This is a genomic window from Janthinobacterium sp. NKUCC08_JDC (assembly GCF_019345575.1).
GTDB classification, from domain to species: domain Bacteria; phylum Pseudomonadota; class Gammaproteobacteria; order Burkholderiales; family Burkholderiaceae_D; genus Janthinobacterium; species Janthinobacterium aestuarii.
On sequence record NZ_JAHKQW010000010.1, the window covers coordinates 199,689 to 222,312 of the forward strand.

Sequence of the window (22,624 nt, forward strand, 5' to 3'; positions counted from 1 at the left end):
GGAACTGCCTTGCGCATGCTGGCGGGAGCGGGAATTACTGTGCCGCTGCTGCCGGTGCCGCCGCTGCCGTGGCAGGACGGTTCAGCCACAGGATCCAGTAGCGGGCCAGATCGCCCACGCCGTCACCGCCCTTGACCGTTTCCAGGACCTTGATGGCGTCATCTTTCTTGCCAGCCATGGCGTAGGAATAACCGAGGCGCAGCTTGGCGTCTTCTGGACGCTTCAGGCCGCCCTTGGCGATGCCTTTCTCGATCAGGTCGATACCTTTGTCGAACTGGTCCATCGTGACGAAGGCGTAACCGAGGTTGATCAAGCCCGTGCCATCCTTGCTCTTCATGGCCGACGCTTCGCCGCTGGCGATGCTTTTCGCATCATCGGCGGCAGCCTTGTTGGCCTGGTCGCGCAGTTTCTTGTGTTTGGCGGCATTCGCGCCCGTGCCCAGCACGCCTTTGGCAAAGCCCGCGTCGAGGACTTTTTTCGCTTCCGTCGGGAAGGCGTTCTGCAAGGCGATTTCAGCCATGTCGCTGTAATCTTGCGGCGGCATGGTGCCCACGGCCTTGAATTGCAGGCGCAGCACGTCGAGCGCGAAGCGGTCGGAATAGCCGGCCTTGCCTTGCGTGCGGCTCAGCAGATCGCTCCAGTAGTCATCGGACGGGTAGTAGCGCACCAGGTTTTCCATGGCGACCAGGTAGGTGGCTGGATCCTTGCTTTTCGAACCCGTGTTGGCCAGCAATTGCAGTTCTTCGATGGTCGGCGTCTTGCCCGCTTGCTGCTTGGCCGTCAGGTCGGCCATCAATTCCTGTTTCGCGCGCGCGAAATCATTGCTGAAGTAGTAGGCGCGGATGATGTAGGGACGCATGGTGGTCGCGTCGCCTGTTTCCGTTTGGTAACGGGTGAACCACTTGATGGCGTTCGGATAATCCTTGGCATTGTAGTGGTAGTTGGCCAGTGCCTGGATGAAGTCGCCCTGGGCTTTCTTGTCCAGCTTGCCCGATTCGATGACTGCTTCCAGTGCCGTCATGGCCATCGGCGCATTGTTGGTGGTCGAGGCCAGCGCCACGCGCAGGCGGTTCAGCACGAACGTTTCATACGGCGTCAGGGCGGGAATGGCGGCAGCCTGGTCGATGCGGCTTTGCACGTCGGCGTAGTTTTTCGCATCCATCGATGCCTTCACGGCAACCGGATCGAGCAGCTTGAACACTTCAGGACGTACCGAATCGGCCGGAGCGGCAGCGGCGGCGGCTGGCTTGGCATCCTGCGCGTGCGACAGGGATGGCAGGACATTGAGGCCGATGGCGGCCAGGAGCAGGCTAAGGCGTGCAAGACGGAATTGGGACATGGGTTATCCTTCAATCAATAACAAAAATACGCACCTGCATTGGCAGCCGCAACATCGTGCAGGGCAGTGCCAGAGGGGCAAGGAAGCTCGAAAAAAACACATTCTGCCAGTCTGCCTGCATAAGTCAAACAGAAGCGGCATGATACAAAGCGGCTATTGTCACATAAACGGCTGAGCGGGTGCGGCAAACGTGCGCGCCAGGGCTTGCCCTTTGGCATCGAACAGCAGGCAGCGCTGCGGCGGCAGATGCAGACGCATGGCGTCGCCCGCGTGGCGCAAGCCATCCTCGGCCGGCAGCTTGACGGCCAGCATCTCGGCTGCGCCCGGCATGCTGGCGTACACGATGGCCACGTCGCCCAGGTATTCGACGTGGCTGACGGCCGCGTCGACGACGTTGCTACCCGGAGTGTTCCCGTGCTGCAGGCTGACGTGCTCGGCGCGCACGCCCAGGGTCAGCTGGTCGCCCGGCGCCACGCCATCGCCCTGTGCTTCGACGTCGATGACGGCGCCGCCGGGCAGGCGCACGGCCACGGAACCGGGGCCGCAGGCGACAGCCTCGCAAGCGATGAAGTTCATCTTCGGCGCGCCGAGGAAGCCGGCCACGAACAGGTTGCCGGGATTGTTATACAGCTCGTGCGGACTGCCCACCTGCTCGATGCGCCCGCCGTTGAAGACGACGATGCGCTCGCCCAGGGTCATGGCCTCGACCTGGTCGTGCGTGACGTAGATCATGGTCGTCTTCAGTTCCTGGTGCAGGCGCGAGATTTCCACGCGCATCTGCACGCGCAACGATGCATCGAGGTTCGACAGCGGTTCGTCGAACAGGAAGACCTTGGGTTTGCGCACGATGGCGCGGCCGATGGCCACGCGCTGGCGCTGGCCGCCCGACAGGTCTTTCGGCTTGCGTTTCAACAGCGGCGTGATCTGCAGGATCTCGGCCGCGCGCTCGACGGCGGCGCGCACCTCGGCCTTTTTATGCCCGCCCAGGGAGAGGGCGAAAGCCATGTTCTCGTACACCGTCATGTGCGGGTACAGGGCGTAGCTCTGGAAGACCATGGCCAGGCCACGCTCGGCCGGGGCGATGTCGTTGGCCAGCCGGCCGCCGATATGCAGTTCGCCATCCGTGATGTCTTCCAGCCCCGCGATCATGCGCAGCAGCGTCGATTTGCCGCAGCCGGACGGTCCCACGAAGACGATGAATTCGCCGTCGCGGATATCGAGGTCGATGCCGTGGATGACGGGGTGTTTGTCGTCGTACAGCTTGACGATATTTTTCAATGCGATATGTGCCATGAAGTGCTTCTATCCTAGCTTGCGCTGGCCGGCGCGGACGTGGCGCCGGCGTCAGATGGGTCGGAGGTATCCTTCGGGCCGATGCGCATGAAGCGCGACAGGATCAATACGGGCACGGCCGACACCAGCACCCACAGGAAAAAGGTCTTGTAGCCGAGCGCCGTCTGGATGTCGCCACTGATCATCTTGAACAGCACGGAACCCAGCTGCATCACGCCGGTGGCGAACGCATAGTGGGCCGTCTGGTACTTGCCGACCGAGACGACCTGCATCATGAACAGGATCAGGCCGACGAAGCCGAAGCCATAGCCGAACATCTCCACGCTGAGCGCGGCCGTGATCAGGGTCAGGTCGGTCGGCATGCTGTGGCTCAGGTAATAGAACACCAGGTTCGGCAAGTTCATGGCGAGGATCAGGAAGAACATGGCGCGTTTGAGGCCCAGCCACGACGTGAAGTAGCCGCCGCCGATGCTGCCCAGCAGGAATGCCACGGTGCCGGCCGTGCCGTACACGGCGCCCACTTCCGTCGTCGACAGGCCCAGCCCCCCAAGCTCGCGCGCTTCGCGCAGGAACAGCGGGCCGATGGTCTGCACTTGCGCCTCGCCCGCGCGGAACAGGATGATGAAGGCGATCATGCCCCAGATGCCGGGCTTTTTCAGGAAGTCCACCAGCACGTCCCACAAGGTGCGGCTGATGCCCGCCACGCTCTTGTCGGCCACGGCCGCGTTGCGCACCTGCGGCAGCGCCCACAGGTGGTAGGCGGCCAGCGACAGCATCATCGCGCCGATGATCAGGAAGATCACCGACCAGGCGGGCTTGACGCCGATTTTCTTCTCGAGGTAACCGGCCAGGATCACCAGGCCGCCCAGCGAGATGAATTTGCCCGCATTGAAAAAGGCGCCTTGCCAGCCCGCGTAGGCCGCCTGCTGCTTGTCCGACAGGCTGGCGATATACAGGCCATCGCAGACGATGTCGTGCGTGGACGAGGCCAGCGCGGCAACGAACAGCACGGCGATGCAGGCGGCGAACCACAGCGGCGTTTGCAGGGCCAGCGCGATCAGGCCCAGGCTCAGGCCGCCAAGGAACTGGAACAGCACCACCATGGTCTTCTTGCTCGAGGCCAGCTCCATGAAGGGGCTCCACAGCGACTTGAAGACCCAGGCAAAGCCGATCAGGCCCGTCCAGCGGGCGATCTGGTCGTTCGGCACGCCCATGCTCTTGAACATCAGGCCTGCCACCAGGGCCACGGCGTAGAACGGCAAGCCCTGGGCGAAGTACAAGGTGGGCACCCAGGTGATCGGGCTGCGAGCTTTTTTGCTGATGCTGGTGCGCTTGTCGTGCATGGAGGCTTCCTTATCGAGAGACGTTTTCATTTGACTGCGCCGTCCATGCCGCGCATGAAGAAGCGTTGGGTAAACAGGAAGGCGAGCAGGGTCGGCACGATGGTGATCAGGGTGCCGGCCGCGATCACGCGCGTGCTGCTGCCGAAGGTGCCGCGCAAGTACAGCACGCCCACCGACAGGGGAAATTCATCGGGCTTGCTCATGACGATGGAGGGCCAGATGTATTCATTCCACGATTCGACGGCCGTCAGGATGCCGACGGTGGCCAGCCATGGCGTGATCAAAGGCAGCATGATGCGGCTGAAGATGACCCACTCGGACGCGCCGTCGACACGCGCCGCGTCGATCAGGTCTTGCGGCACTTCCTCGAACGCCTGCTTGAGCAGCAAGATGGCCACGGCCGTCACCACGTTGGGCAGGATCACGCCCGTGTAGGTATCGACCAGGCTCATTTGCGTGATGGTGATGAAGTTGACGAGGAAGTTGACCTCGGACGGCAGCACCAGGGTGGCCAGGATCAGGCCGAACACGAGTTTGCGGCCGCGGAATTTCAGGCGCGCCAGCGGATACGCGGCCAATGAACACAGCAGCAGTTTCCAGAACACGGTGAATACGGCGATCAGCACGGAGTTCTTGAAGAACGACCAGATCGGGATCGCCTTGAACACCTCGATGAAGTTGTCGAATGACGGCGCCTTCGGCCAGAAGGTGGGCGGGAAGGCGAAGATATTGCCTTCCGTGGAAATGGCCGTCACCAGGGTCCACCAGAACGGGAAGACGCAGACGACGGCGATCGCGCACAGCACGGCGTAGTGGCCCAGGATGTGCAGGCGCGTTTTCAGGGGACGGGAACGGTTTGTCATGGTCATTCCCGGTTAGCGGTGCTTCGGTTTCAGATAGCGCAGGCACAGCAGGGCGATGGCTATGCAGAACAGCGAGACGACGAAGCTGGCCGCCAGCGCGCGCGGCAGTTTCAAGTGTTTGAGGCCCTGGTCATACGCGTAGTACAGCGCCGTGAAGGTGGAATTCATCGGGCCGCCCTGGGTCAGCACGTCGACTTCCTGGTACGCCTTCAGGGCCGCCAGCACGGACAGGATGGAGCACAGCATGATGGTGGGGCGCAGCATGGGCACGGTGATCTTCCAGAAGCGCTGCCAGCGGTTAGCACCATCGAGCATGGCCGCTTCCTGCATGTCCGACGGTATCGACTGCAGGGCCGCCAGATACATCACCATGTACCAGCCCAGGCCGCGCCACAGGGTGACGAACATGACGGCAAACAGGGCCAGGCTGTCGTTCGACAGCCAGCCCACGGGAGCGTTCACGAGCTTCAAGGTCATCATCACGTAGTTCAGCGCGCCCTGTTCGTGAAACATGAAGCCCCACATGATGCCAACCACGGAAACAGTCGTCACCACGGGCACGTAGAAGGCGGCGCGGAACAGGCGGATGCCGGGCAGGCGGTTGTTGACCAGCACGGCCAGGGTGATGGCGCCCACCTGCACGAAGGGCACCATCAGCAAGAACATCAGCGAATTTTTCAGGCCCGAGACGAACATCTCGTTGTTGAAGATGTAGCGGAAATTATCCAGGCCGACGAAGCGCGTCTCGCGTATCAGGCTGTAGTCGGTAAACGCCAGCACGGAGCCGTAGCCGACGGGCCAGAAGGAAAAGGCGGCCAGCAGCAGCAGGGCGGGAGTCAGGAACAGCCAGGCTTGCACGGTGTGGCGGTGGGCGAGTTTCATGGTGTCCTTAGTGGCGCGGCAGGGTGGCCAGCTTGCGGTTCCAGATGGCGACGGCCTGGTCCAATGCCTGCTTCACATCCTGCTTGCCCGTGACCCCGGCTTCGACGGCTTTCACGAGCGAGCGGCGCAACTCGTCGTAGTCGTCGATGCCGGCCACGTACAGGGTGCGCGAGTGGCCCATCGACAGGGCGCCGGCGGCCACCGCTTTTTCAGCCGCGCCCGCGTTTGCTGGCGTGGCGAGGAAGAACGGATCGGCCGCCGCTTTCACGGTGGTGGGAAAGACGCTGGCCTGGCGTGCGAAAGCCAGCTGGTTCTCGTCGTTCGTCAGGAAGCGCGCGAACTTGCCGACCGACGGCAGCTGGCGCGCCGGCACGCCTTTCGGAATGGCGAAGTGCACGAGCCAGCCGCCATCGGCGATGCCGGTCGGGCCCAGCGGCGCGGGCGCCACGTCGGTGATGGCGTAGATGTCTTTCGCATCGCCGCGGATGCGCTGCATGGCCGTCGGCGGCGCCAGCAGCATGCCCAGGCGGCCGCCCTTGTAGGCGTCGATCACGGCCGGGAAATTGTCTTCGGCGAACAAGCCTTCCTTCAGCAGGCCGCCGACCTTGTAGGTGTCGGCCAGTTTCTGCACCAGCGCCACGTGCTGCGGCGAATTGAAGACGGCGCGGTTGTCGGTGATGACGGCCAGGCCCTGCTGCATGAACAGGCCGTCGATCTTGGACAAGGCGGGCGCGATGCCGGCCTTGCCCGTGCGTTGCGCGATCTGGCGCGCGTACGCCAGCTGTTCATCGAGGCTGGCGGGGCCGCGCGTGAGGCCCGCCTGCTTGAAGATGGCGGTATTGAAGGCGATCACCGCGACATTGCTGTACATGGGAAAACCATAGGTGCGGCCCTTGAAGCGCAAGTCGTCCAGGGCGCTGGGAATGTAGCTGGCGCGCGCTTTCCCGATCAGGCCATCGACGGGGGTGAGCAAGCCGTCGCGCGCAAATTCGTCGGCCCAGGGCACGTTCAGGCTGACCAGCGCGGGCGGCGTGCCGGCCACGATGCGCGTGACCAGCTTGGTCTGGATGATGTCCCACGGGAAGTCGATCCATTCGATCTTGACGCCGGGATTCTGCGCCTCATAGCGCGCCACCACCGCATTGAAATACGGCGTGAACTTGGGCTTCATGCTGAAGGTCCAGAATTCGATTTTCTCGGCAGCCCATGCCTGCGGCGCGAGCAGGCCCGCGCAGGCAACAACCGCCAACAGTCTCTTGATCGTCATTTTTATCCTGGAGCGTGGCGCTCCAATGTCCATGAGTCCGCGGCGCGGGTACATGCCCTTGCCGTCGCTTATATTCGGGTGCTTCTGACGGCAGCCGCGCCCCGTGCCGGGGGCGTAGCTGCCGGGTAGTGCCTAGTTGGTCTTGGTGACCTTGCTCAAGTGACGCGGCGCATCCGGATCCATGCCGCGCGCGGCCGACAGTTTTGCCGCCATCACGTAGAAGGACTGGATGGCGACGATCGGATCGAGATCCGGCGTGGCCGCCACGGGCAGGGTCAGGTCGCGCTCGGCGACGTCGGCGGGCGCCGCCAGCAAGACCTTGGCGCCGCGGCCGCGCATCTCTGTTGCCAGCTGCAGCAGACCGGCCTGGGTCGGGCCGCGCGTGGCGAAAATCAGCAGCGGGTAGCCGTCTTCGATCAGGGCCATCGGGCCGTGCTTGATTTCGGCGCCGCTGAACGCTTCCGCCTGCAGGGCCGACGTTTCCTTGAATTTCAGGGCCGACTCCAGCGCCACGGGGAAGCTGATGCCGCGTCCGACAACCATGATGTTGCGGGCCGGGGCCAGCACGTCGATCGCCGGCGACCAGTCGACGCGGGTCGCTTCGAGCAGCGCCTCGGGCAGCGCTTCCAGGCCGCCCAGCAGCTCGGGATCGTTCTGCCACTGCGCCACCATGCGGGCACCTGCGACCAGGCTGGTAATAAAGCTCTTGGTGGCGGCGACGCTTTGTTCCTTGCCGGCGCGCAGGGGCATGGCCCATTCTGCAGCGTGCGCCAGCGGCGAATCGATGTCGTTGACGAGGGCCACAGTGGTGGCGCCGCCGTCGCGGAAGTAGCGGATCGGTTCGACCACGTCCGGGCTCTGGCCCGATTGCGAGATCGAGATGGCCAAGGTGTCGCGTGTCACCAGCGGCGATTTGTTCAGGGTGACCAGCGACATCGGCAGCGAGGCCACGACACGGCCCAGGCGCGCCATGATCAGGTAGGCGACGTAGTTGCAGGCGTGGTCCGAGCTGCCGCGCGCGATGGTCAGCGCGGTCGAGAACGAGGTGCTCCTCAATTTGCGGCCCAGTTCCGCGTAGCGTTCCGTGTCGCTGGCCAGTTGCAGGGCGACGCATTCGGCGGCGGAAATGGCTTCTTTAAGCATCATTGAGGTCACAGATTTCTCCTTCTATATACACAGCTTTGAGTTTGAGATCGCGATCGAGTACCACCAGATCGGCGTAAGTACCGGGGGCCAGCCGGCCGCGTTCTTCCAGGCCCAGGTAATCGGCGGCGTTGGTCGACACGCGCTTGGACGCGTCGGCCAGGTCCAGTCCCAGTCCCACCAGGTTGCGCAGCGCCTGGTCCAGGGTCAGGGTGCTGCCCGCCAGGGTGCCGTCGGGCAGGCGCACGCCGCCCATGCATTTCTGCACGGCGTGGCGGCCCAGCATGTATTCGCCGTCCGGCATGCCGGTGGCGGCGGTCGAATCGGTGACGCAGTACAGGCGCGGGATGGCGCGCAGGGCTACCTTGATGGCGCCTGGATGCACGTGCAGCAGGTCGGGAATCAGTTCCGCGTATTCGGCGTGCGCAAGGGCGGCGCCGACCATGCCCGGCTCGCGGTGGTGCAGGCCGCTCATGGCGTTGAACAGATGCGTGAAGCCCATGGCGCCGTGTTCCAGCGCGGCCACGCCGTCTTCGTACGAACCGAGCGTGTGGCCGATCTGCACGCGCACGCCGGCGTCGGCCAGGGCGCGCACCAGGTCCAGGTGGCCGGCGATTTCCGGCGCCACGGTGATGACGCGCAGCTTGGCCAAGGTTTGCAGGCGTTCGATTTCAGCCAGCGTGGCGGCGCGCGCGAAGTTGGGCTGCGCGCCGAGCTTGCCGGAATTGATGTACGGGCCTTCCAGGTGGGCGCCCAGCACGCGCGCCGTGTTCGGGCGGCGGTGGTTGGCGGCGATGCCGATGGCCGTCAGGGCCATGTCGATATCTTCCGGCGGCGCCGTCATGGTGGTGGCCAGCAGGCTGGTGGTGCCGTGGCGCGCGTGGATGGCCGCGATGGTGTAGACGGCTTCGCCGCCTTCCATTATGTCCTTGCCGGCGCCGCCATGCACGTGCAGGTCGATAAAGCCGGGCAGAATATAGTCGTCGCTGTTGTTCGACGGGTGGCGGGAATCACCGGTGATGCTGTCGACGCGCTCGCCGAAGGCGATGGCGCCGTGGATCCAGCCGCCTGGGGTAAGGATATTGCCTTTGATAGTGCTGCTCATCTGCGCGACTCCGCTACGAATTCATAATAATCACTGCGGCAATACGAGTGGGTCAGTTCCACCGCTGCGCCGTTGTCGAGATAACTGACACGGGTGATGTGCAGCATGGCTTCACCCGTCTTGATATTGGCCAGCTTGGCCTGTTCCGCCGTGGCGTTGACGGCGCGGATATGCTGCAGCGCGCGCATCGGGATGGTGCCGCGCGACTCCAGGTAGCCGTACAGCGAATCGGTCACCTGCTGCGGGTCCGGCATGTACAGGGCTGGGATGGTGGTCGTTTCGATCGCCATCACCACTTCGTCAGCCGTGCGCAGGCGGCGCAAGCGCGCCACCGGCATGTGCGGCGACAGTCCCAGCGACAGCAGTTCCAGCGGCGCGGCCGAGCCGATGTCGCGCTGCAGCCAGCGCGAGCCGGCCGTAAAGCCCCGCTGGCGCAATTCTTCCGAAAAGCTCGTCAGGCGCGACAGCGGCTGTTCCAGCTTGGGCGTGATGTAGGTGCCCGAGCCGCGCTTGCGCGTCAGCATGCCCCGGTCGCACAGCATGTCGATGGCCTTGCGCGCCGTGACGCGCGAGATTTCCAGGATATCCGACAGCACGCGCTCGGAAGGCAAGGCCTGGTTGGCGCGCCAGTCTCCGCTGGCGATGCCGTCCGACAGCATGTTCGCCAGCTGCATGTAGAGCGGCGTGTCGCTGGCCGGATTGGGTTTGAAGGTGGACAGTTTGGCCAGCATGGTCATTGCTCCTGCAAGTGCTTGCGTATCAGGCGCAGACCGCCTGCGGCCGAGTCGCCCTGTGCCGGCACGACCAGTTTCAACAGTTCCGCCGGCAGGTAGTCGGACAAGGGCGCCGCCAGGCCGCCGCACAGGGCCACGGGCAAGGCGCCGGCCGGGTCGAGCGCCCTGGCGATCAGTGCGATCTGTCGGCCCGCGTCGACCAGGATGGTGCGCGCCACGGCATTGCTGGCCGCGTGTTCGAGCACCAGCCGCGCCAGTTGCGCGAAATTGGTCTGGCTGGCGGCGGCCAGCCACACTTGCATGGCGTCGCGCTGGCCGCCGCAGGCGTCGATGACGGCCGTGGCGAAGGCGCTGCCGGGCACGCGGCCGTCGACCACTTGCTGCGCGTGGTTGATGGCGCGCATGCCGATCCAGGCGCCGCCCGCCTCGTCGCCGGAGGGGAAGCCCCAGCCGCCCACTTCGTGGCGGCTGCCGTCCGCGTGCAGCACTTCGCCCACGCTGCCGGTGCCGATGGCAACGATGGCGCCCGGCTGGCCCGCATGCGCGCCCAGCAGGGTGGTCAGGGCATCCGATTCCAGCGCCACCAAGGCGTAGCCGGGATTGTGTTCGACGAAGCTGGCGGCCCACTGCTTGTTGTGCACGCCGGCCAGGCCCAGGCCGATGGCCATGCGCTGCAATGACGGCTGTTCCAGGCCGGCCGCGCGGAAAGCCACGGTGACGGCATGCGCCACGGAGGTCCAGGCCCGTTCGATGCCCAGTCCCAGGCCGGAGGGGCCGCTTTGTCCCTGTGCCAGCTCGTGGCCGTCGAGGCGCGCCAGGCGTACGCGGGTACCGCTTCCCCCGCCGTCGACGCCGATTATGTATTCGATCATGTTGTGCAGTCCCGCGTTTGGTTGAGTGCGCCTGTCTCGGTTCTTTTATTTGTCGGGCGGCGAAAAAGCTGAAGGCACTATATTGTCGCCCCGAGGGCTTGTCAACAGGTATTTAAGTGGTATTAATAATTGCGTTGCGCGGCGTCGCGCCATGCCCGAGGGATTGATTGCAAGTATTTGTTAATAAAGGATTTTTTGTGGATGCCTAATGGTATTGAAATTGGCCTTGTTTAATGCCAATTTTTTGCAACTGGTCTGTTGTTGGGCGTGTGATATTGCTTGTATGCATGCTTGGCAAGGGACGCCATGAAGAGTAAAGTCCGCCTTTTACACCTGAGTTGGAAGAGCATGATGAATGACAAGGCAGCAAAGAGCGAGTACTGGGACGACTGGCAGCAAGAGGCGCTGGCCGCTGGCGTGTCGGCGCCGCTGGCTGCGCTGGGCATGGAAATGATGCGCACGCACCGCAAGAACCGCTGGCCGAAGGATTTCCTGGGCCGCGAAAGCGATGGCCCGGTCATGATCGAAATGTGCCTGGAAGATGAAGCGGAAACGGAATTGTTCTTTATCGAGAACCTGTATCCCTACGATGCGGCGCTGATCGAAAAGACGCGCCGCCGTCTGTGCCTGCACTGATCGTGCGCTGACGCGTGACTGGAACGGCCGCCTTGCGCGGCCGTTTTCACGTCAGGTGCTGAATTTTTCGCTGCTGGTGGTGCTGCTGGCGCGCATGCGCAGGCTCAGCAGCACGATGGTGACCAGCAGCAGCGAATGCGTTCCCGGTTCATGCGAAGCGGGGACGCGCAGGCTGGCGTCCGGCGAATGGAAACTGGCCAGGCGCGTGGCCAGGGTGGGGGGTGTCGCCTGGTAGGCGGCCATCTGAACCGGCGGCGTCTCTGCCGCCTGCGTGTTGCCAGCGGCCCAGAGCGTCAAGGCCGCGCCCAGCAAGATCATTGTTCTCATCATATTGTCTATTTCCGCCGAGGGCTGTAAATCGATTACACATGGTCGTGCCGTATGCCGGCCATGTCCTGTCCCCAGTTTGTATGCTTGTTTCCGTGCTGGTCACGCCGCACCGAAATGATATCTATTTATAAAGTTCGTGTATTAAAACATAATAAAATAAAAATGCAAACGTCTTTTTGCAAATAAGCGCATGCGCTGCCCGTGCTTGCCGGGCGGGATCTATTGCATGGGGGAAATGACGTGGCATTTTCATGGGGGAGTGTCATAATGGCCCAGGCATTTCCGCCCAGGCATGGAGTAGATGATGAGCAAGGCACAGGACAGCAAGAAAGAAGCCAAGAAGGAACCGGCCAAGACCATGAAGGAAAAGAAGGAAGCCAAGAAGGTCAAGAAAGAAGAGCGCAAGCGCTGATCATGCGCGTGCGCCGTTCATCGATGTGCCCGTGGCGTGCGCCGGCCCTGCTGGCGGCGCTCGCCCTGCTGGCCTGCGGCGTGCCCGTGTCCGGCGTGCTGGCGCAGCAAAAGCCGCCGCCGTCCACGTTCGGGCAAGTGGTGGGCAATGCCGTGCTGTGCATCGACCAGATCGACAACAAGGCCTTCTATGCGTATCTGCTGACGGCCTTCGGCCCCGCCTACAAGCATGAAGGGGGCGCCTACTGGTTCCGCACGGACGCCACCTTGTGGGGCGCGCCGATTACCGACGTGATCGTCAGCGACGACACCAGTCCCCTCGTCTTCATGGGCGTGGTGGCGGACTCGACACCGGAAAAGCTGGAGCCGGCCATCCGCGGCGTCTCGGGCCTGCGCTTCAATAAACTCGATAATTCCGCCTTTCCTGTCCGTGGTTCCGTGCCTGGCAGTAAAATCGTCTACTTCCGCAGCAAGGCGAAAGTCTATTGCGCCAAATACAAGCCGTTGCCGCCCGCCCGCACCCGATGAGGGTATCGGCTTGCCGCTGCGCATTTTGATCGTTTCATCCGCAGGGTCTCCATGTACACGCATTATTTCCAGCTCAAGCAATCGCCGTTTTCGATCGCCCCCGATCCGCGCTACCTGTTCATGAGCGAACGCCACCGCGAAGCGCTGGCGCACCTGCTGTATGGCGTGGGCAGCGGCGGCGGCTTCGTGCTGCTGACGGGAGAAATTGGCGCCGGCAAGACCACCGTGTGCCGCTGCTTCATGGAGCAGATTCCGGAAAACTGCCAGCTCGCGTATATCTTCAATCCGAAACTGTCCGTCGAGGAATTGCTGCTGTCGATCTGCGAGGAATTCCGCATCGCCCTGGCGCCCGGCGTGGCCAGCGTGAAAGGCTATGTCGACGCCATCAATGCGCACTTGCTGGCCAGCCATGCGCAGGGCAAGAACAATGTGCTGATCATCGACGAAGCGCAAAACCTGTCCGCCGCCGTGCTGGAACAGTTGCGTTTGCTGACGAACCTGGAGACGAGCGAGCGCAAGTTGCTGCAGATCATCCTCATCGGCCAGCCGGAATTGCGCGCCATGCTGGCCCGGCCGGAACTCGAACAGCTGGCGCAGCGCGTGATCGCCCGCTACCACCTCGGTTCGCTGACGGCGGACGAGACGGCCAGCTACATCCGCCATCGGCTGGCCGTGGCCGGCAGCACGGCGCAGACACCGTTCGCGCCGCGGCTGATGGCGCACATCCATGCCTTGAGCAAGGGAGTGCCGCGCCGCATCAACCTGCTGTGCGACCGCGCGCTGCTGGGCGCGTACGTGGAAAACCAGCCGCAAGTGACGCGCCAGATACTGCGCCGCGCCGCCGAAGAAGTGTTTGCGGAAGAGGGCGGCAGGGCGGCTGTGTCCGGCTTGCGCTGGCCGCACGTTGCCGGCGGCGTGCTGGCCGGCGCCGTCGTCACGGCCGCGCTGGCCTGGCATTTCATGCCGCGCCCGTCCGCTGTACCCGCTGTACCTGCCGTGGCCGCCTCCGTACCGGCAGCCTCCGCCGTGGCGGCTGCCGCTGCATCCGCATCCACGCCCGTACCCGCCAAGGTGTCGGACCGCAACGCCGTGCTGCGCCAGCTGGCCAACCTGTGGGGCGAGCAGTTGCCGGCCGGCGACGCTTGCCAGGCGGGCGCCCGCGCCGGCCTGCGCTGCCTGCACAGCCGGGGCGGTATCGCCGAGCTGCGCGTGCTGGACCGTCCCGCCATGCTGGCCTTGCGCGATGCGGATGGTGCGGAACAGCTGGCGCTGCTCACGCGCGTACAGGACGACAGCGCTACCTTGATGCTCGATGGCAAACAGCAAAGCCTGCCGCTGGCCCAGCTGGCGCAGCGCAGCGATGGCAGTTTCACGACCTTCTGGCGCGCCCCGCGCAGCTGGCGCGATGAAGTGCCGCTGGGCGCGCGCGGCGCCGACGTGGACTGGCTGGCGCAGCGCCTGGCGCAACAGCGGGGTTTGCCAACGCCGGCCGCGAATCTGCCGCTCGATGCCGAGATGCAAGGCCAGTTGCGCGCATTCCAGCTAAGCCAGAACCTGCGGGCCGATGGCCTGGCGGGCCCGAAAACGTATATACGCCTGATGCAGCTCGGTGACAACGCGGAGCCGCGCCTGAGCAGCGCAGCTCCTGCCGTGGCAGCGCCCGCTGCGACGGCGATGGTGGCGGGGAAATAAGATGTCCTACATACTTGAAGCACTGAAAAAATCGCAAGCCGAGCGCCAGCTGGGCGAGTTGCCGTCGATCCACGCACCGCAAGTGCAGTTGCACGATGGCGCAGCATCGGGCGCGGCGAGCCGCGTGCCCGTCTGGCTGGCGCTGGGCGGCGTGGCGGTGGCCGTGGCCGCCGCACTGCTGCTGTGGCAGCCTTGGCAGGCAGCGGCCACGGCGCCTGCGGCCGCGCCTGCCGTGCTGGCCCAGGCCGTGCCAGCGCCGGTGCCGGCAGCAGTCCCGCCCGCAGTCCCTGTGCCTGTGGCTGTGCCCGTGCCCGTGCCGCCGGCACCCACCGCCGCGCCAGTGCAGCATGCCAGGCCCGTGGCGGAACCGAAGCAAGAGCCGCCAGTCCCCGCTCCGGCGCCGGCCGTGCCCGTCCCTGCGGCGGCGCCATCGGCCGAAGAGACCGTGCCCGGCATGCGCGACTTGCCCGAGCCGATACAGCGGCAAATCCCCCCGGTCGCCATCGGCGGCTATATCTATTCGAAGAATCCGGCCGACCGCCTGCTGCTGATCGACAAGGTCCTGCGCCACGAAGGCGAGGAACTGGCGCCGGGCCTGGTGCTGGAAAAATTGCAGCCGAAGGCGGCCATCTTCAGTTTCAAGGGCTACCGCTACCGTGTGCCGTATTGAATTGTTGTGCATCAAGGCCGGGTAGCAGTAGCTGAACCATACTGGCCTGGCCTGGTCGAACCAGGGTCGCTGCGACCGTGTGCGTGGCCGGGGAGTTCCGATGATTGCTGCCGCAGCGGGTGAGGGTGCTTTTGATGCGCATGGCTTGGGAAACCTGGCGCGCATCGACCATATCGTCGTGCTGATGATGGAGAACCGATCGTTCGATCACATGCTCGGCTACCTGAGCCTGGAAGGCGGGCGTGCCGACATCGACGGCTTGCAGGCCGGCCATGCCAACGTGCATGCGGGCGTGCGCTACCCCGTGCACCATTTGCGGCGCACGGCGTTTGGCCCGCAGCAAGACCCGTCGCATACGGGCATGTCGGTGGCGCAGCAATTGCAGAACAATAATGGCGGCTTTGTCGACGACTATGCGCAAACGCATCCGGGCGATCCCGACATCGATCTGGTGATGGGCTATTACAATGCATCCGACTTGCCCATGTACGATTTCCTGGCGCAGCAGTTCTGCGTCTGCGACCGCTGCTACAGCTCCGTTCCGGGCGCCACCTGGCCCAACCGCCTGTATGCGATCAGCGGCAAGGCGGCCGGCAGCCGCGACAGCAAGCGCGTGCCCCTGTACACGAACAAATCCTTCGTGCGCCACCTGGACCGCGCCCAGGTCAGCTGGAAATTTTATTCCGCCTGGAAACCCTGGAGCCTGGCGCTGACGGACGACCATTACCGTTCGTCCGAGCTGTACGAGCCGTTTGGTTCCAGCGCGCGCCGCTATGGTTTCATCGGCGATGCGCTGGCGGGCGCCTTGCCCTCGGTCAGCTGGATCGATCCGCATTTTTTTGAGAATGACGACCACCCGCCGGCCGATATCCGCGCCGGCCAGGCGCTGGTGGCGCAGGTCTACCAGGCCCTGTCGCGCGGGCCGGCTTGGGCGCGCACCTTGCTGATCCTCAGCTATGACGAGCACGGCGGCTTTTTCGATCATGTGCCGCCTGGTCCCGCCATCGATGACGATCCCGCGTTTCGCCAGTACGGCGTGCGCGTGCCCATGCTGCTGGTGTCGCCGCTGATCGCGCCGGGCAGCGTCAGCCACGAGGTGGTCGACCACACGTCGATCATCAAAACCATCCTGCAGCGCTTTTGCCGCGCCGCCGATGGCGCCTTGCCCCAGATGGGCGCGCGCGTGGCGGCCGCCAGCGGCCTGGGCGCCGTGCTGACCCTGGCACAAGCGCGCGCGGCGCCTGCCGTGCCCGCTGCTGTGCTGGCGCAGCGCGCCGCATGGGAGGCGGATGTGCGGGCGCAAGATTTTACGCCGCTGGCGCCCGCTTGCCAGCCTGACGGCGAAGTGGCGGCCGCTGCCGCCGTACCGTTCCTGTCCGATGCCGAGGCGGGCGCGATCGCCGCCCACCGGCAATTGGCGCGCACGGCCAGGAATGCGCAGGCGGGAAATAGTAAAACGGCGAGTAAAACGGCGGGCGCGACAGTGCCGAAGCCGGCGGGCAGGCGCCGGCGGCAGGGCGGCACACCGGCGCCCGCCAGTGCCGGGAATGGCGGAAAACCCGGAGCCGCTTGACTTGGGTGGTGACTTGGGCAATGCGCGGTGCCTGCGCCGGCGGTCGCGCCCGTGGGGCTGCGTATAATCACTCCTTCTCAAACAAGGAGTGACCATGCACGATGCGATGCCCGCCCACCCGGTACTCGGTGTGATCGGCCGTTCCGGTAGCGGCAAGACGACCCTGCTGGAATTCGTGGTGAAGGAACTGGCGGCGCGCGGCTTGCGCGTCAACCTGGTCAAGCACAGCCACCATGACCTGGCGCTGGAACCGCCGCAAAAGGACAGTGCCCGCCTGCGCATGGCGGGGGCGGCGGAAGTGCTGGTGGCGTCGCCGTACCGTTTTGCCATCGTGCATGAGCTGCGCGGCGCGCCCGAGCCGAGCCTGGCGCAGCAATTGGCCCGCATGGGGCCGGCAGACTTGACCTTGGTCGAGGGTTTCAAGACGGATCCCATCCCCAAGCTGGAAGTGTTCCGCCCGGAAGTGGGGCAGGCGCCCCTGTATCCGCACGACCCGCATGTGATCGCCGTCGCCTCCGACAGCGCGGCGCCGGCCAACTTGCGCGAGGGCGTGCAATGGCTGGACTTGAATGCGCGCGAGCACGTGCTGGCCTGGTTGCTGCTGCAGTTGGAAAATAAGCTGGAAAAATAGGCTAAAGGTTTGCCGGCGGCATCCGTTAACAAGGGTAGAACCTCATTGGAGAAACGTATGGACGTCGGAAGCATTGCTCAACTGTCAACCACGATGGCGGAGACAGGCACACGGCAAGCCGTTGGCTTGACTGTCCTGAAAAAAGCCCAGGATATCCAAAGCTCGACTGCCACTGCCTTGCTGGCAGCGTTGCCACCGATACAGGCGGCGCCTAGCCTGCCGGCTCACCTCGGTAACCGCATCAACACGACAGCCTGAGCGTAGTCGCGCGGCGCCCGTCTGGCGCTCGCCATCGATACGCCCACACCACCGTCATCGACGGTGGCGCGTGGGCGTTTTTGTCTGTCTTCCTTCGCCTTCCTTCCCACCACTGCTAGCTTGACTGATTGAACATGGTTCGCCATGGCACGGCCGATTCAGTAGAATGACGTCCATCACCTCGCGTTGCCCATCGTGCAGCCAGGGGCGTGCCGTGACTGAATGATTACTTATCGATTACTTTGACCCAGCAAGAGGATTCCCATGAATAAACGTCAAGCTCTCATCGCCGCCGCCCTCGCGGGCATCTGTGCCGGCGCCACCATCAACGCGGCCGCGCATGATGGTCCCGCTTCCGGCGACAAGGAAAAATGCTATGGCGTGGCCAAGGCGGGGCAGAACGATTGCGCCTCGTCCGATGGCGCGCATTCCTGCGCAGGCCAGGCCGAGGCGGACAATCTGCCCACGGAATGGACCTATGTTGCCAAGGGTACGTGCGAACAGGCGGGCGGCTCCGTCAAGCCCATCAAGGCTGGCAAGGCTGCCAAACCGGCCACGCAGCCCTAAGCGTCCGTCGCCTGCCCATGCCGCCGCCCATCCAGGCGCTTGCCGGTGTCGGCCTGCGCGCCGCGCATTACCGCGACTTTCTGGCGCGCCGGCCCAGGGTGGGCTGGCTGGAAGTGCACACTGAAAACTATCTGCAGCCGTCCGGCTGGGACTGGCACGTGCTGCAGACCCTGCGCGAGGATTACCCGATCAGCTTGCATGGCGTGGGCCTGGGCCTGGGCTCCGCGCACGGCTTTTCCGAGCCGCACCTGCAGCGCGTGCGCGCCGTGGTCGAGCGCATCGAGCCGGCTATCGTGTCGGAACACCTGTGCTGGGGCGCTGTGGCGCAGCAGCAACTCAACGATCTGTTGCCGCTGGCCTTGAATGGCGCCGCCCTCGATTTGCTGTGCGCCAGAGTGGGGCGGGTGCAGGATGTGCTGAAAAGGCCGATCTTGCTGGAGAATGTCTCCACTTATCTGCGTTTTGCCGACGATGCCATGAGCGAGGCGCAATTCCTGGCGGAACTGGCGCGCCGCAGCGGCTGCGGGCTGCTGCTCGATATCAATAATCTGTATGTGAACCAGTGCAACCACGGCGAAGACGCCTTGGCAGCCATGCAATCCATCGCGCCGGGCAGCGTGGGCGAGCTGCACCTGGGCGGCCACTTGCTGACGCCGCATGCCGTGATCGACCACCACGGCGCCGCCATCGCCGATTCCGTCTGGGATTTGTATGCGGCCGCCTTGCTGCGCTTTGGCGCCATTCCCACCCTCGTCGAATGGGATACGGATTTGCCACCGCTTGATATCCTGCTGGGAGAAGCGGACAAGGCGCAGTCCATGCTGGCGCGCCATGCGCCGCAGCCACCATGGCAGGGAGCGGCGCTGCCGTCCCCGCCGCCCGTGTCGCCTGACGCGCTGGCGGTTAGCCAGCAAGCGTTTGCCACGGCCTTGCTCGATATTGCGGCAGCCCTGCCATCGTTTGCGGGAGAGGCGGTATTGGAGCGTTTTTCACTGTACCGCGGCAACTTGAGCGCCACCTGGCGCCGCACCCTGGGCCACATCTATCCCGTCGTGCTGGCGCTGGTGGGCGAGGCATTCTTTGGCGGCCTGGCGCGCGCGTATGGCCGGAAGATGCCATCCGATAGCGCTGATTTGAATCAGTTTGGCGAGCGTTTCGCCGATTTTCTGAGCAGTTTTCCACCTGTGGCCGACTTGCCCTACCTGCCGGACATGGCGCGCCTGGAATGGGCCGTGCACCTGGCCCATTACGCGGCCGATGCGCAGGGCCTGGCGTCCGAGTCGCTGGCCGCCCTGCATCCCGATCAACTGGAAGCGCGGCGTTTTACCTTGCATCCCGCTTGCGCCTTGCTGGCATCGAACTGGCAAGTGGCGGCCCTGTGGCGGGCGCATCAGGAGGGAGACGGGCAGGGGATGTTTCCGCAAGAGATGCAGGTGGCCAGCTACGCGTTGGTTTGTCGGACACGATGGAAGGCGCAGGTGCTGATACTCGATGCGGCCGCGCATGCGGCCTTGCTGGCCTTGCGGCAGGGGCAGACGTTTGGCGCCGCGCTCGATGCGGCGTTCGCGCTGGACCCGGCATTCGACCTGGCCGCACACTTGCGCCAGTGGCTGGCGCATGCGGTGTTGACGGCGTAACGGTTTATTCGAAAGCCCGCAGCAGGCGCGCTTCGCCCGTCTGATCGCGGTACAGGGCATTCGCCGCCAGGGTGGCATCCATCATGCGCGTCACTTGCTCTTCTTCAAAGCGGGCCAGCTCGGCCGTGGCCGCGACGAGGGCCAGTTCCAGCCTGGCGCGCGCGCTCTGGTACAGGCTGCTGGTATATTTGTCTGTGTTACGCAGCAATTCTTCCGCGTTTTCTATGACCTGGCGCAAGTCGCCGATCAGGCGTTCCTGGCTGCGCGTACCTTGTTCAGGATGGTCCATGGCGCTCCCCTTCTGCAATCGATATTTTATCTGGCAATAACGACGTGTTTGCAGCTTGATGCAGGCAGCCGGCTGGCGGGGTGCTGGCTGGACGCATGGGGCCGCTTTCGCGCCCCATGCCGGGGTCAGACTGGAGCGACGACCGTGATACGGATATCGCCCACGCTGACGACCTGGCCGGCGCGGATCTTGGCGGTCTTGCGCAATTCCTTCTTGCCATCGACCTTTACCACGCCGCTATCGACCATGACCTTGCCTGCGCCACCACTGTCGCACAAGCCGACCAGCTTCAATAGCTGGTTCAGCTCGACGAACTCGGATGTTAAATCAAAGCTTACTTTTTGCATTGTATCCCTTATTGCAATGATGTGTTTTCAACACTTGATGACGACCTCAACTAACTCGTAGTTTACCTGAAGCCGCCAGCAATGCAGGGTGGAAGTCAGCTTTTGTTGGGGCGCGTCATCTCCAGGGGCACGATCCACGCGCCGAATTGCTCTTCCGTTACAAAGCCCAGGGCCAGCGCCGCTTCCTTCAGGGTCGTGCCTTCGTGCTGGGCCTGCTTGGCGATCTGCGCCGCCTTGTCGTAGCCGATGTGCGGCGCCAGCGCCGTGACCAGCATCAGGGAACGCTCCATCAGTTCGGCGACGCGCTCGCGGTTCGGCGCGATGCCGTGCGCGCAATGCTCGTCGAAGCTGCGCATGCCGTCGCCCAGCAGGCGCGCGCTTTGCAGGAAGTTGTGTGCAATCAAGGGCTTGAAGACGTTCAGCTCGAAATTGCCCGAGGCACCGCCTACCGTGATGGCCACGTCATTGCCGAACACCTGGCAGCACAGCATGGTCAGCGCTTCGCACTGGGTAGGATTGACCTTGCCCGGCATGATGGAGCTGCCCGGCTCGTTTTCGGGGATCGTGATTTCGCCGAGGCCGGAGCGGGGACCTGACGCCATCCAGCGCACGTCGTTGGCGATTTTCATCAGGGCCGTGGCCAGGGTTTTCAGCGCGCCATGGGCGGCAACGAGGGCGTCGTGGGCGGCCAGCGCGGCAAACTTGTTGTTGGCCGTTTCGAACGGCTGGCCCGTCAGGCGCGCCAGTTCTTGCGCGATGCGGTCGGCAAATTCCACATGGGCATTCAAGCCCGTGCCGACGGCCGTGCCGCCGGCGGCCAGCTGCAGTAGCGGCGGCAACGATGCCGTGATGATGTGTTCGGCGAAGTCCAGCTGCGCCACGTAGCCGGAAAATTCCTGGCCCAGGGTCAGTGGCGTCGCATCCTGCAAATGGGTGCGGCCGATCTTGACGATGTCGGCAAATTCCGTCGCTTTCGCATCCAGGGTGGCGCGCAACTGGCGCAGCGGTGGCAAGACCGTGTTGGCGACGGCCAGGGCGGCCGCCACGTGGATGGCGGTCGGAAAGATGTCGTTCGAGGACTGGCCCAGGTTGACGTCGTCGTTCGGATGCAGCAGGCGCTCGGCGCCGCGCAAGCCGCCGATCAGCTCGGAACCGCGGTTGGCCAGCACTTCGTTCATGTTCATATTGCTTTGCGTGCCAGAGCCCGTCTGCCAGACAGCCAGCGGGAATTCCGCGTCGTGCTTGCCGGCCAGTACTTCGTCGGCCGCCTGCGTGATGGCCACGGCTTTCTTGCCATCCAATAAGCCCAGGTCCAGGTTGACGTGGGCGGCCGCGCGCTTGACGGTGGCCAGGGCGGCGATCAGTTCAGGCGGCATCTTTTCCGTGGAGATATGGAAGTGCTCGAGCGAGCGCTGCGTTTGCGCTCCCCACAGCCGGTCGGCGCGTACGTCGATCGGGCCGAAACTGTCGCGTTCGATTCTGCTACTCATGACATCCCTTTCATCGATAGAGGTGGATCGAGTGTACTCCAGGCGTCAAAACTGCACAGGATGATGCTGTATTGCATCATTTTTGCCATAGTCCATCTATATTTTTGCGATTTCCTGCCGTTAAAGACAGGCGAGTCCCCATTATCTATCTTGTTATCAAAGCGATCAGTCCATGCAGAGCAGCATCTTTCCCCGTTGGTCCCTGATCGCGTGCGCCGCCGCCAGCCTGGCCTTGCCGTCTGTGGCGGGCGCGGCCGAACTGGGCGAGATGGCGGTGCTGTCGCACGTGGGCCAGCCCCTGCTGGCCGAGATCGAACTGACGGCCCTGGCGCCCGAGGAAGCCAGCGGCGTGGCCGTGCGCCTGGCCTCGCCCGATGTGTATCGCGGTGGCGGCATCGGCATGGATCCGGCCCTGCAGACATTGACGATCAGCCCGCTGGAACGCGGTGGACGCCACTATGTGCGCGTGAGCACCCGGCAAGCGATCCAGGCGGGCCACGTGCATCTGTATTTATTGCTGGGCAATGGCAGCGGCGCCGTCGTGCGCCTTGGGACCTTGTGGCTGACGCCGGCGCCGCCCGCTGCCGCCCCCGTCAGTGCGCCAGTTCGGCCTGCCGTTCCGGCGCCCGTGCCAGCGCCGTTGCCGTTACCACGTCCTGTACCCGTCGCGCCGTCGCCCGACGCCGCCGCGCTGGCGGCCCGCGCGCGCGCCGAGGGCCTCGTG

The 22,624-nt window shown here is 64.4% G+C and carries 24 protein-coding genes; 10 read left to right on the top strand and 14 right to left on the bottom strand.

Annotation, left to right across the window (positions count from 1 at the left end; all coding sequences use genetic code 11):
• Nucleotides 1-34: 34 nt before the first annotated feature.
• From KO538_RS21250 to KO538_RS21295, 10 genes are all read right to left on the bottom strand, one after another.
• The gene (locus tag KO538_RS21250) at nucleotides 35-1,339 is read right to left on the bottom strand and encodes a hypothetical protein (protein ID WP_072454374.1); all 1,305 of its coding nucleotides are present in this window, start codon (nucleotides 1,337-1,339) and stop codon (nucleotides 35-37) included.
• A 159-nt stretch (nucleotides 1,340-1,498) separates the two neighbouring features.
• Nucleotides 1,499-2,632, bottom strand: a complete 1,134-nt coding sequence (locus KO538_RS21255; RefSeq protein WP_219329562.1) for an ABC transporter ATP-binding protein — start codon at nucleotides 2,630-2,632, stop codon at nucleotides 1,499-1,501.
• A 14-nt stretch (nucleotides 2,633-2,646) separates the two neighbouring features.
• Complete coding sequence (locus KO538_RS21260; RefSeq protein ID WP_219329563.1) at nucleotides 2,647-3,975, bottom strand: MFS transporter; 1,329 nt, start codon at nucleotides 3,973-3,975, stop codon at nucleotides 2,647-2,649.
• Nucleotides 3,976-4,001: 26 nt separating this feature from the next.
• Nucleotides 4,002-4,838 (bottom strand): carbohydrate ABC transporter permease, encoded by an 837-nt coding sequence (locus tag KO538_RS21265; protein ID WP_219329564.1) that lies wholly within the window; start codon nucleotides 4,836-4,838, stop codon nucleotides 4,002-4,004.
• 12 nt (nucleotides 4,839-4,850) lie between these two features.
• Nucleotides 4,851-5,720, bottom strand: a complete 870-nt coding sequence (locus tag KO538_RS21270; RefSeq protein ID WP_219329565.1) for a carbohydrate ABC transporter permease — start codon at nucleotides 5,718-5,720, stop codon at nucleotides 4,851-4,853.
• Nucleotides 5,721-5,727: 7 nt separating this feature from the next.
• Entirely contained in the window at nucleotides 5,728-6,987 is a 1,260-nt protein-coding gene (locus KO538_RS21275; protein ID WP_219329566.1) for an ABC transporter substrate-binding protein, read from the bottom strand.
• Between the two features lie 132 nt (nucleotides 6,988-7,119).
• The gene (locus KO538_RS21280) at nucleotides 7,120-8,133 is read right to left on the bottom strand and encodes an SIS domain-containing protein (protein WP_034759831.1); all 1,014 of its coding nucleotides are present in this window, start codon (nucleotides 8,131-8,133) and stop codon (nucleotides 7,120-7,122) included.
• Nucleotides 8,123-9,235 (bottom strand): N-acetylglucosamine-6-phosphate deacetylase, encoded by a 1,113-nt coding sequence (gene nagA, locus KO538_RS21285; protein ID WP_219329567.1) that lies wholly within the window; start codon nucleotides 9,233-9,235, stop codon nucleotides 8,123-8,125. The genes KO538_RS21280 and nagA overlap by 11 nt, the downstream gene beginning before the upstream one ends.
• Nucleotides 9,232-9,966, bottom strand: a complete 735-nt coding sequence (locus KO538_RS21290) for a GntR family transcriptional regulator (protein ID WP_046685618.1) — start codon at nucleotides 9,964-9,966, stop codon at nucleotides 9,232-9,234. Before KO538_RS21290 ends, nagA begins: the two co-directional genes overlap by 4 nt.
• Before the next feature lie 2 nt (nucleotides 9,967-9,968).
• Nucleotides 9,969-10,841: a BadF/BadG/BcrA/BcrD ATPase family protein gene (locus KO538_RS21295; RefSeq protein WP_219329568.1), complete on the bottom strand. Its 873-nt coding sequence runs from the start codon at nucleotides 10,839-10,841 to the stop codon at nucleotides 9,969-9,971.
• Nucleotides 10,842-11,189: 348 nt separating this feature from the next.
• On the opposite strand from KO538_RS21295, the gene KO538_RS21300 reads away from it, so the two are divergent.
• Entirely contained in the window at nucleotides 11,190-11,477 is a 288-nt protein-coding gene (locus tag KO538_RS21300; protein ID WP_034759823.1) for a hypothetical protein, read from the top strand.
• Between the two features lie 51 nt (nucleotides 11,478-11,528).
• Here KO538_RS21300 and KO538_RS21305 read toward each other — a convergent pair whose 3' ends face one another.
• Complete coding sequence (locus KO538_RS21305; RefSeq protein WP_139143410.1) at nucleotides 11,529-11,807, bottom strand: hypothetical protein; 279 nt, start codon at nucleotides 11,805-11,807, stop codon at nucleotides 11,529-11,531.
• A gap of 414 nt (nucleotides 11,808-12,221) precedes the next feature.
• On the opposite strand from KO538_RS21305, the gene KO538_RS21310 reads away from it, so the two are divergent.
• The 8 genes from KO538_RS21310 to KO538_RS21345 all read left to right on the top strand — a co-directional run bounded on the left by KO538_RS21310 (nucleotide 12,222) and on the right by KO538_RS21345 (nucleotide 19,774).
• Nucleotides 12,222-12,746 (top strand): hypothetical protein, encoded by a 525-nt coding sequence (locus tag KO538_RS21310; protein WP_034759817.1) that lies wholly within the window; start codon nucleotides 12,222-12,224, stop codon nucleotides 12,744-12,746.
• Nucleotides 12,747-12,797: 51 nt separating this feature from the next.
• Nucleotides 12,798-14,438, top strand: a complete 1,641-nt coding sequence (locus KO538_RS21315) for an ExeA family protein (protein WP_034759814.1) — start codon at nucleotides 12,798-12,800, stop codon at nucleotides 14,436-14,438.
• Between the two features lies 1 nt (nucleotide 14,439).
• Nucleotides 14,440-15,108 (top strand): general secretion pathway protein GspB, encoded by a 669-nt coding sequence (locus KO538_RS21320; RefSeq protein WP_219329569.1) that lies wholly within the window; start codon nucleotides 14,440-14,442, stop codon nucleotides 15,106-15,108.
• Nucleotides 15,109-15,208: 100 nt separating this feature from the next.
• Complete coding sequence (locus KO538_RS21325) at nucleotides 15,209-16,681, top strand: alkaline phosphatase family protein (RefSeq protein ID WP_219329570.1); 1,473 nt, start codon at nucleotides 15,209-15,211, stop codon at nucleotides 16,679-16,681.
• Nucleotides 16,682-16,775: 94 nt separating this feature from the next.
• Entirely contained in the window at nucleotides 16,776-17,312 is a 537-nt protein-coding gene (gene mobB / locus KO538_RS21330) for a molybdopterin-guanine dinucleotide biosynthesis protein B (protein ID WP_034759803.1), read from the top strand.
• Nucleotides 17,313-17,369: 57 nt separating this feature from the next.
• Nucleotides 17,370-17,570 (top strand): YjfB family protein, encoded by a 201-nt coding sequence (locus KO538_RS21335; protein WP_034759798.1) that lies wholly within the window; start codon nucleotides 17,370-17,372, stop codon nucleotides 17,568-17,570.
• A 264-nt stretch (nucleotides 17,571-17,834) separates the two neighbouring features.
• Nucleotides 17,835-18,137 (top strand): DUF2282 domain-containing protein, encoded by a 303-nt coding sequence (locus KO538_RS21340; protein ID WP_034759794.1) that lies wholly within the window; start codon nucleotides 17,835-17,837, stop codon nucleotides 18,135-18,137.
• Nucleotides 18,138-18,154: 17 nt separating this feature from the next.
• Nucleotides 18,155-19,774 carry a DUF692 family multinuclear iron-containing protein gene (locus tag KO538_RS21345; RefSeq protein ID WP_219329571.1) on the top strand — a complete coding sequence of 540 codons (1,620 nt, stop codon included), beginning with the start codon at nucleotides 18,155-18,157 and terminating at the stop codon, nucleotides 19,772-19,774.
• Between the two features lie 4 nt (nucleotides 19,775-19,778).
• Here the strand turns inward: KO538_RS21345 and KO538_RS21350 are convergent, their stop codons facing one another.
• From KO538_RS21350 to fumC, 3 genes are all read right to left on the bottom strand, one after another.
• Nucleotides 19,779-20,063: a hypothetical protein gene (locus KO538_RS21350; protein ID WP_034759786.1), complete on the bottom strand. Its 285-nt coding sequence runs from the start codon at nucleotides 20,061-20,063 to the stop codon at nucleotides 19,779-19,781.
• Between the two features lie 125 nt (nucleotides 20,064-20,188).
• The gene (locus tag KO538_RS21355) at nucleotides 20,189-20,410 is read right to left on the bottom strand and encodes an RNA-binding S4 domain-containing protein (protein WP_035825476.1); all 222 of its coding nucleotides are present in this window, start codon (nucleotides 20,408-20,410) and stop codon (nucleotides 20,189-20,191) included.
• A 95-nt stretch (nucleotides 20,411-20,505) separates the two neighbouring features.
• Nucleotides 20,506-21,900 carry a class II fumarate hydratase gene (gene fumC / locus KO538_RS21360; protein ID WP_219329572.1) on the bottom strand — a complete coding sequence of 465 codons (1,395 nt, stop codon included), beginning with the start codon at nucleotides 21,898-21,900 and terminating at the stop codon, nucleotides 20,506-20,508.
• 172 nt (nucleotides 21,901-22,072) lie between these two features.
• Here fumC and KO538_RS21365 point away from each other — a divergent pair.
• Nucleotides 22,073-22,624, top strand: a 552-nt coding sequence (locus KO538_RS21365) for a FimV family protein (protein WP_374106871.1), incomplete at its 3' end; no start/stop codon positions are given.